Genomic DNA, 9,447 nt, shown 5'->3' on the forward strand with positions numbered 1-9,447 from the left:
CCCGCTTATTGCGCCAACTGGCTCGCATCCACCTTGATGCATGAGCACGCGTGCCGGAAGCTGCCCTGCAAAATCGGCCGCGTCACGGCGCACGCCTCGCCGGCAATCGGGCATCGGGTACGGAACACGCATCCCGACGGCGGATTGATTGGCGACGGCAAATCGCCTTCCAGCAGCTGGATGTTCTTATTGCGCTCCTTGTCAGGATCCGGTATCGGCACCGCCGACATCAACGCCTTGGTATAAGGATGCTGCGGATTGTTGTACACCTGATCATAGGTGCCCAACTCCACCGCATGGCCCAAATACATGACCAGCACCCGATCGGAAATATGCTTCACCACCGCCAGATCGTGGGCGATAAAAATCAATGACAGCCCCATCTCCCGCTGCAGTTGCTGCAATAAATTCACCACCTGCGCCTGGATCGACACATCCAGCGCCGACACCGGTTCGTCGCAAATCACAAGCTTGGGTTCCAGTATCAGCGCACGGGCGATGCCGATCCGCTGGCACTGCCCGCCTGAAAACTCATGCGGATAGCGATTGATAAGGTTCGGCAGCAGCCCCACCTTCAGCATCATGTTGCGCACCTTATCCTTCACCAGTTGGCGCGGCATCTTCGGATGATAGGTATGCAACGGCTCGGCGATAATATCGCCAATAGTCATGCGCGGGTTAAGCGAGGCCAGCGGGTCCTGGAAAATCATCTGGATATCGTTACGGGTTTCGCGCCACTCATCGCGGCTCATCCCCTGCAGCTCCTTGCCCAGCCAGGCTATACGCCCGCTGGTGGATTTAACCAGGCCAATCAAAGCCCGGGCAAAGGTCGATTTGCCACAGCCCGACTCGCCCACCACGCCGAGCGTCTCCCCCTCGTACAGCCGCAGGGACACGCCGTCCACCGCCTTCAGGCTCCTGGCCGGCTGCCAGAACCACTGCTTATCGCCTTTGACGTCGAAATACACTTTCAGGTTATCGACATCCAGCAGCACTTTTTTATGTTCGTCCATCGCATTCATACCAATTCCTCCAGAGGCTTGTAGCAGGCGCGCAGGCGCTCGGCGCCGACCCGCTCAAGAGGCGGCATGTTCATGCAAATGTCCATGGCGTAAGGGCAGCGCGGCTGGAAAGGACAACCTTGCGGTAAACGCAGCAGGTTGGGCGGATTGCCGGGAATGGTCACCATCATCGCGGAACCGTCGGCATCCAGGCGCGGCACCGCCGACAGCAGGCCGATGGAATATGGATGGCTGGGCTGATAGAAGATATCCCGCGCCGTTCCGTATTCCATGGTGCGCCCGGCATACATCACCAGCACCCGGTCGCAAATACCGGCTACCACGCCCAGATCGTGGGTAATCATGATAATGGCGGTATTGAATTCGCGTTTAAGATCGTTAAGCAAAGTCATGATCTGCGCCTGGACGGTCACATCCAGCGCGGTGGTGGGCTCATCGGCTATCAAGAGTTTCGGCCGGCACAAGAGCGCCATGGCAATCATCACCCGCTGGCGCATGCCGCCGGAAAACTCATGGGGATACATGCGCATTCGCTTGCGCGCCTCGGGCATCTTCACCGCGTCGAGCATCCGCACCGACTCTTCGAACGCCTCATGCTTGCTTATTTTTTTATGCATCATCAGCACCTCGATCAGCTGCTCGCCCACCCGCATATACGGATTGAGCGACGTCATCGGATCCTGGAAAATCATTGAGATTTCCGAGGCGCGCAGTTTGTTCAGCTGTTTTTCCGGCAGGTTGAGGATTTCCCGACCGTTAAACACCGCCGAGCCCTCGATACGGCCGTTGGTGGCCAGTAGGCCCATCAGGGCGAACGCGGTCTGGGATTTACCCGAACCCGACTCGCCGACGATACCCAGCGTTTCACCGGCGCGCAGGGTAAAATTAAGGTTGTTGACCGCGGTAACATCACCATCGGCGGTGGCAAAGGTCACGCGCAAATCCTTGACGTCCAGCAATGCCGGAGCCGGCGTTGCCGGCGGCATGACGGCCGCCGGCGTACTTGGGTCGATTATGCTCATCACGGCGTTCCTTAACGATCTTTCGGGTCGAGGGCATCACGCATGCCATCGCCGATAAAATTAAAACAAAACAACGTCACCACCAGAAAAAAGGCGGGAAACATCAGCAGCCAGGGCGACACTTCCATGGAGTTGGCGCCGTCGCTCAACAAGGCGCCCCAACTGCTCAGCGGCTCCTGCGTGCCAAGCCCCAGAAAACTCAGGAACGACTCGAACAGGATCATGCTCGGAACCAGCAGGGAGGCGTAGACCACCACCACCCCCAGCACGTTGGGCACGATATGGCGCAGGATAATGCTGCGGGTATGCACTCCGCTGACCACCGCCGCCTCGATAAACTCCTTGCGTTTCAGGCTCAGGGTCTGGCCGCGCACGATACGCGCCATATCCAGCCAAGAGACCATGCCGATGGCGATAAAGATTAAAAAGATATTGCGGCCGAAAAAGGTCACCAGCAGGATAACGAAAAACATAAAAGGAAAAGAATTGAGAATTTCCAGCAGGCGCATCATCACCGAGTCGATTTTGCCGCCAAGGTAGCCGGACAGCGCACCGTAAAGCGTTCCCAGGACCACCGCCACCAGCGCGGCGGCGATGCCGACCATCAGTGAGATCCGCCCGCCGATGGCCACCCGTACCAGCAGGTCACGCCCGGAGGAATCGGTGCCGAAATAATGCGCCGAGGCAAAACTCGGCGCGGCCGACATCATGCCAAAGTCGGTATCGTCATAACTGAACTGCGCCAGGGACGGCGCCAGGGCGACAAACAACACAATCAGGGCCAGGACGATAAGGCTGGTCAACGCCGCCTTGTTATGGATAAAACGCCGGCGGGCATCCTGCCACAGGCTGCGGCCTTCCACTTGCAGCGTTTCGCTGAGTTTCTCCAGAGCCTCGCTATTTTTATTACCGATTATCATGTGCGTGCTCCAGCTTAATAACGTATTTTCGGGTCGATAACCGCGTACAGCACATCGACAATCGCATTGAATAAAATCGTCAGCGCCCCGACCAGAATGGTCAGGCTCAACACCAGCGAATAATCGCGGTTCAGCGCGCCGTTAACAAACAGCTGGCCGATACCCGGCAGCCCGAAGATGGTTTCTATCACCATGGAACCGGTAATGATGCCGACAAAGGCCGGACCCATATAAGAAATAACCGGCAGCAGCGCGGGTTTAAGGGCGTGGCTGAAAATAATGCGCCGCATGGGCAATCCCTTGGCCCGCGCGGTGCGGATAAAGTTGGAGTGCAGCACCTCAATCATCGAACCGCGGGTGATACGGGCGATGCTGGCGATATAGGCCAGCGACAAGGCAATCATCGGCAGCAGAACAAACCTGGGCTCGCCGCCGTTCCAGCCGCCGCCCGGCAGCCATTTAAGCGTAATGGCGAACACCAGCACCAGCAGCGGCGCCACCACAAAACTGGGGATCACCACGCCGGTCATGGCAAACCCCATGGCCAGATAATCCCATTTGGTATTTTGCCGCAGCGCCGCCATGACGCCGGCAGACACGCCCACCACCATCGCCAGGATAAACGCCGCCAGGCCAAGCTTGGCCGAGACGGGGAAGGAATTGGCCACCAGGTCGTTGACCGAGTAGTCCTTGTATTTGAACGACGGGCCGAAGTCACCGTGGGCCAGTTGCACCAGATAGGCGCCGTACTGCTTTATCATCGGATCGTTGAGATGGTACCTGGCTTCGATATTGGCCATCACTTCCGGCGGCAGGCCGCGCTCGCCGGTAAAGGGGCTGCCGGGCGCCAACCGCATCATGAAAAATGAAATGGTGATCAAAATGAATAGCGTCGGAATCGCTTCAAGAAACCGGCGGATAATAAACTTTAACATGCCTAATACCTATAACGTGCACTTATTCAAACCGTTCGTATTGAACAGGAAAAACAGGGCACGGCCCGTGAAGGCCCTGCCCTGTTATCATCCATAACGCATGGTTAGTGTTTGATTATGTAGAGATCTTTTACATACACATTATCCAGCGGATCTTTACCGGTGTAACCACCCACGTAAGGTTTCACCAGCCGTGCGTTAACATAGTAATATACCGGCACGATGGCGGAGTCCTTATCCAGCTGCTGTTCAGCCTGCTGATACAATGCGCTGCGCGCGTCCTCGCTCTTCGCATCGACGGCATCGGCAATCAGCTTGTCGAAGGCCGGGCTGGAATAATGGGCGGTATTGCTCGAACCATTGGTCAGCATAATGTTCAGGAAGGTGGTGGGCTCATTGTAATCGGCACACCAGCCGGCGCGGGAAACGTCAAAAGTCCCCTGGTGACGGGTATCCAGGAAGGTTTTCCATTCCTGGTTTACCAGTTTCACCTCAACGCCCAGATTCTTTTTCCAAATCGACGCAACGGCTATCGCCAGTTTTTTATGCAGATCGGAGGTATTGTACAGTAAATCGAAGGTCAACGGCTTGTCTTTGGTGTAACCGGCCTGCTCCAGCAGCTTGCGCGCTTCGGCATTACGTTTATCCTGGCTCCAGCCAAACCATTCCGGCGGCGTCAGCTTGGCGCCGTCGGTATAGGGCGGGGTAAAACCAAAGGCGGGCAAATCGCCCTGGGCTTTGACTTTGTTCACGATAATATCGCGATCCAGCGCCAGCTTCAGCGCGGTGCGCACGCGGACATCGGTAAACGGCGCCTTTTGATTATTGATTTCGTAATAATAGGTGCACAGATACGGGTCGACATGCACTTCTTTCGGGATTTCGCGTTTCAGTTTCTGGAATAGCTCGATCGGCAGATTATTATAGGTCATATCGGATTCGCCGGCGCGATAGCGGTTTACGTCGGTCACTTCCGATGAAATCGGCAGGTAGGTCACCTGGTTTATCACCGTTTTGGCATTATTCCAATAAGACGGGCTGCGCTCCAGCACCAGGCGTTCATTCACCACCCAATCCTTCACTTTGAATGCCCCGTTGCCGACCCAATTAGCGGGCTGGGTCCATTTTTCGCCAAACTTCTCCACGACCTTCTGCGGCACCGGCGACATGGCGGGGTTGCTCAGCAGTTTAGGGAAATAAGGCACCGGCTGGCTCAGGGTCACTTCCAGGGTTTTATCGTCCACGGCCCTGACGCCCAGGGTATCGGGCTTCATTTTACCGGCGATGATTTCATCGATATTAACGATATGGGCATACTGCGGATAGCTTTCGTAAGGTGATGCGGTCTGCGGATCGGCCAGGCGACGCCAGCTATAGACGAAATCCTGCGCCGTAACCGGATCGCCATTGGACCATTTGGCGTCATTGCGCAAATGGAAAATCCAGACTTTGGAATCCTTGGTTTCCCAGCTTTCCGCGGCGCCCGGTTGCGTATGGCCGTACAGATCATTAATGGTCAGACCTTCCAGCACATCGCGGTTAATGTTCGATTCCGGCACCCCTTCTATCTTGTGGGGGTCAAGGGACTGTATTTCGGCGCCATTACCACGCACCAATTCCTGTTTGTCGCTAAGCTGCACGCCGGCGGGAACGTCCGCGGCGAAAGTAGATCCTATCGACACTGCGCCCAGCGCGGCAAAAATACCCGCCGCCAGCAGCGTCTTTTTCGTGATGTTGGTCATTTTCAGTGCACTCCAGTTTTTTATTATTGCGTGGCCCCGGCCAGGCGGCACGCAGGTTCCCGTTTAACGGGTATGACAACTCCCACGCCAATTATGGTGAACGAAACCACAAGGCAAAGAAGCGGTATTCCTTATTGGTGAACGCTATAAAGGAAACAAGCCGGCGCTGCGCCGGCAAAAAAAATACTCTGGTGGGACGCAGGCCCTGAAAGAAGTTATTTACGATTATCATGGGATCAAAACTATCGGCCTTACATGGAAAAATAATTATTAATTAATCATTTGTTACATAAAAACACATAAGGTCAATTTATGGCCTGCAAAGAGAATAAAAGCCTAATGATGTATGAATTAACACTAATAACATCTGCATTGCATCGTGACAAGACCCTTTGCGGCTTAGGGTGAAAAAAAATCCGGACAATTCCGATAATGTTCGCTACTGCGCTGAATTTCATAGCGATTAAATTCCTTTTTAACCGGGAAGATTCCACTGGGCAGTTAATATACATTGTCGCTTTATGGTGCGTTTTGGCCGATTCCGCGCGTCTTTTGCCATATTTTGAGGCGTGTTTTTCTCTCGCTCCCGGCATAAATCCAAACCGTCGGTTTTAAGGACGAATCGCATTGCTAACCCCCGTCTTGCCCCCTAGACTCTGCGAGTCGGCATTTTATGCCGGCATATTTGCAACTATTTTGTTAAATATATGTAATGAAATTTATCGCGGCATTGAATCGTTTAACCAAATAACGATACCTGTGTAACGTTTACGACAACCCTCACCTGCTGAATGGAGTCAGCATGACTATTTTGTGATATATATCACATATAACTCTGCTAATACTCTTTAAGATCCCCACAGTGACAAGCCGACCATCGCATAAAAAAGCGGCAATTCAACAGTAAATGTTGTTAAAGTAAGTGATTGAAGAAACTCGTTAAGTAAAAAGCCCATTGTGCCAATGCATATCCCCGATTGGGCAGATAGACTAACTAGTATAATATTAGTCTTATACATTTTGTGGGCAGGCTATTTACTTAAACAGTTTAACAATCTAACCCAAAATTTTAACATTTATTAGGAGAGCATTATGGCTGTTACTAATGTCGCTGAACTTAATTTGTTGGTAGAGCGCGTCAAGAAAGCCCAGCGCGAATATGCCAACTTCTCCCAGGAGCAGGTGGACAAGATTTTCCGCGCCGCCGCCCTGGCCGCCGCCGATGCGCGCATCCCGCTCGCCAAGATGGCCGTCGCCGAATCAGGCATGGGTATCGTCGAGGATAAAGTGATTAAAAACCATTTTGCCTCCGAGTATATCTACAACGCCTATAAAGACGAAAAAACCTGTGGCATCCTGGCCCAGGACGATACCTTCGGCACCATTACCATCGCCGAACCTATCGGCATCATCTGCGGTATCGTCCCGACCACCAACCCGACCTCCACGGCTATCTTCAAAGCGTTAATCTGCCTGAAGACCCGTAACGGCATCATCTTCTCGCCGCATCCGCGCGCCAAGAACGCCACCAACCGCGCGGCGGAAATCGTGCTCAAGGCCGCCGTGGCCGCCGGCGCGCCCAAAGACATCATCGGCTGGATTGACGAGCCGACGGTGGAATTGTCCAACCAGCTTATGCATCATCCGCTGGTCAACCTGATCCTCGCCACCGGCGGGCCGGGCATGGTCAAGGCCGCCTATAGCTCCGGTAAACCGGCTATCGGCGTCGGCGCCGGCAACACCCCGGTCGTGGTGGATGAAACCGCGGATATCAAACGCGTGGTGGCGTCCATCCTGATGTCGAAAACCTTCGATAACGGCGTGATCTGCGCCTCCGAGCAGTCGGTTATCGTGGTGGACGAAGTTTATGACGCGGTGCGCGAACGTTTTGCCAGCCACGGCGGCTATATGCTGCGCGGCGACGAACTCAAGGCCGTGCAAGGCATTATCCTGAAAAATGGCGCCCTCAACGCGGCCATTGTCGGCCAGGCGGCATCGAAGATTGCCGATATGGCCGGTATCAAGGTGCCGGGCAATACCAAAGTGCTGATCGGTGAAGTGACCGTCGTGGACGACTCAGAACCCTTCGCGCATGAAAAACTGTCTCCGATGCTGGCCATGTACCGTGCCAAAGACTTTGAAGACGCCGTGACGAAAGCGGAAAAACTGGTGGAAATGGGCGGCATTGGCCATACCTCCTGTCTGTATACCGACCAGGACAACCAGCCGGCGCGCGTGAATTACTTCGGCGACAAGATGAAGACCGCCCGTATCCTTATCAACACCCCTGCCTCCCAAGGCGGCATCGGTGACCTCTATAACTTCAAGCTGGCGCCGTCCCTGACGCTGGGCTGTGGTTCCTGGGGCGGGAACTCGATTTCCGAGAACGTCGGGGTCAAGCATCTCATCAACAAAAAAACCGTGGCCAAGCGAGCTGAAAATATGATGTGGCATAAGCTTCCCAAATCCATCTATTTCCGTCGTGGTTCATTACCGATTGCCCTGGACGAAGTCGCCAGCGACGGCGCCAAACGCGCGTTTATCGTCACCGACCGTTATTTGTTCAACAACGGCTATGCCGACCAGATTACCTCGGTGCTGAAAAACCATGGCATTGAAACCGAAGTATTCTTTGAAGTGGAAGCCGATCCGACCCTGAGCATCGTGCGCAAGGGCGCCGAACAGATGATGTCGTTCAAACCCGATGTCATCATCGCCCTCGGCGGCGGCTCGCCGATGGATGCCGCCAAGATCATGTGGGTAATGTACGAACATCCGGGCACCCCGTTCGAAGAGCTGGCGCTGCGCTTTATGGATATCCGTAAACGTATCTACAAGTTCCCGAAAATGGGCGTTAAAGCCCGAATGATTGCGGTTACCACCACATCCGGCACCGGTTCTGAAGTAACGCCGTTCGCCGTGGTCACCGACGACGCCACCGGCCAGAAATACCCGCTGGCGGATTATGCCCTGGTGCCGGATATGGCCATTGTCGACGCCAACCTGGTGATGAACATGCCTAAATCCCTGTGCGCCTTCGGCGGACTGGATGCGGTGACCCATGCCCTGGAAGCCTATGTGTCCATTATGGCCACCGAGTTTTCCGACGGCCAGGCGCTGCAGGCGATTAAACTGCTTAAGGAGTTCCTGCCCGCCAGCTACCATGAAGGCGCCAAGAACCCCGTGGCCCGTGAACGCGTGCATAACGCCGCCACCATCGCCGGTATCGCGTTTGCCAATGCCTTCCTGGGCGTGTGCCATTCCATGGCCCATAAGCTGGGGTCGGAATTCCATATTCCCCATGGCCTGGCCAATGCGATGCTTATCTCCAACGTGATTCGCTACAACGCCAACGACAACCCGACCAAACAGGCCGCGTTCAGCCAGTATGATCGTCCGCAGGCCCGTCGTCGCTACGCCGAAGTCGCCGATCATCTGGGTTTGAGCAAACCGGGCGACCGTACCGCGCAGAAGATCGAAAACCTGCTGACCTGGCTTGATGAAATCAAGGCCGACCTCGGCATCCCGACTTCGATTCGCGAAGCCGGCGTGCTGGAAGCGGACTTCCTGGCGAAAGTCGATAAACTGTCGGAAGATGCGTTCGATGACCAGTGTACCGGCGCCAACCCGCGCTATCCGCTGATTGCCGAACTCAAGCAAATCCTGATGGATACCTACTACGGCCGTAAATTTGTCGAACCCTTTGAGAACGCCGTCGCGGCGGCCAACGCTCCCGCGCCGGTCGGCAATATCAAAGAAACGATAAATGATTTAATCAAGACCGAGAAAAAAGGTAAAAAAGTCAC

6 protein-coding genes are annotated in these 9,447 nt (G+C 54.8%); 1 reads left to right on the top strand and 5 read right to left on the bottom strand.

Annotation, left to right across the window (positions count from 1 at the left end):
- Positions 1 to 5 precede the first annotated feature (5 nt).
- From oppF to oppA, 5 genes are all read right to left on the bottom strand, one after another.
- Entirely contained in the window at positions 6 to 1,022 is a 1,017-nt protein-coding gene (gene oppF / locus VGC33_RS16805) for a murein tripeptide/oligopeptide ABC transporter ATP binding protein OppF (protein WP_331121915.1), read from the bottom strand.
- On the bottom strand, positions 1,019 to 2,008 hold the full coding sequence (locus VGC33_RS16810) for an ABC transporter ATP-binding protein (RefSeq protein ID WP_414636949.1): 990 nt from the start codon (positions 2,006 to 2,008) through the stop codon (positions 1,019 to 1,021). The genes oppF and VGC33_RS16810 overlap by 4 nt, the downstream gene beginning before the upstream one ends.
- Positions 2,009 to 2,055: 47 nt before the next feature.
- Positions 2,056 to 2,964: an oligopeptide ABC transporter permease OppC gene (oppC, locus tag VGC33_RS16815; protein WP_331121917.1), complete on the bottom strand. Its 909-nt coding sequence runs from the start codon at positions 2,962 to 2,964 to the stop codon at positions 2,056 to 2,058.
- A gap of 14 nt (positions 2,965 to 2,978) precedes the next feature.
- A complete protein-coding gene (gene oppB, locus VGC33_RS16820; RefSeq protein WP_331121918.1) occupies positions 2,979 to 3,899 on the bottom strand; it encodes an oligopeptide ABC transporter permease OppB in 921 nt (306 codons plus the stop codon).
- Between the two features lie 104 nt (positions 3,900 to 4,003).
- Positions 4,004 to 5,641, bottom strand: a complete 1,638-nt coding sequence (oppA, locus tag VGC33_RS16825; RefSeq protein WP_331121919.1) for an oligopeptide ABC transporter substrate-binding protein OppA — start codon at positions 5,639 to 5,641, stop codon at positions 4,004 to 4,006.
- Positions 5,642 to 6,733: 1,092 nt separating this feature from the next.
- Here oppA and adhE point away from each other — a divergent pair.
- Positions 6,734 to 9,447 (top strand): bifunctional acetaldehyde-CoA/alcohol dehydrogenase (gene adhE, locus VGC33_RS16830; RefSeq protein WP_331121920.1); only part of this gene is annotated, 2,714 nt, incomplete at its 3' end.

Source organism: Acerihabitans sp. (assembly GCF_036398755.1).
Lineage (GTDB): Bacteria > Pseudomonadota > Gammaproteobacteria > Enterobacterales > Enterobacteriaceae > Acerihabitans.

Coding starts and splice junctions, on each gene's coding strand:
- VGC33_RS16810 (WP_414636949.1), bottom strand. CDS start 2,008: ATGCCGCCGGCAACGCCGGCTCCGGCATTGCTGGACGTCAAGGATTTG.
- oppB (WP_331121918.1), bottom strand. CDS start 3,899: ATGTTAAAGTTTATTATCCGCCGGTTTCTTGAAGCGATTCCGACGCTA.
- oppC (WP_331121917.1), bottom strand. CDS start 2,964: ATGATAATCGGTAATAAAAATAGCGAGGCTCTGGAGAAACTCAGCGAA.
- oppA (WP_331121919.1), bottom strand. CDS start 5,641: ATGACCAACATCACGAAAAAGACGCTGCTGGCGGCGGGTATTTTTGCC.
- oppF (WP_331121915.1), bottom strand. CDS start 1,022: ATGAATGCGATGGACGAACATAAAAAAGTGCTGCTGGATGTCGATAAC.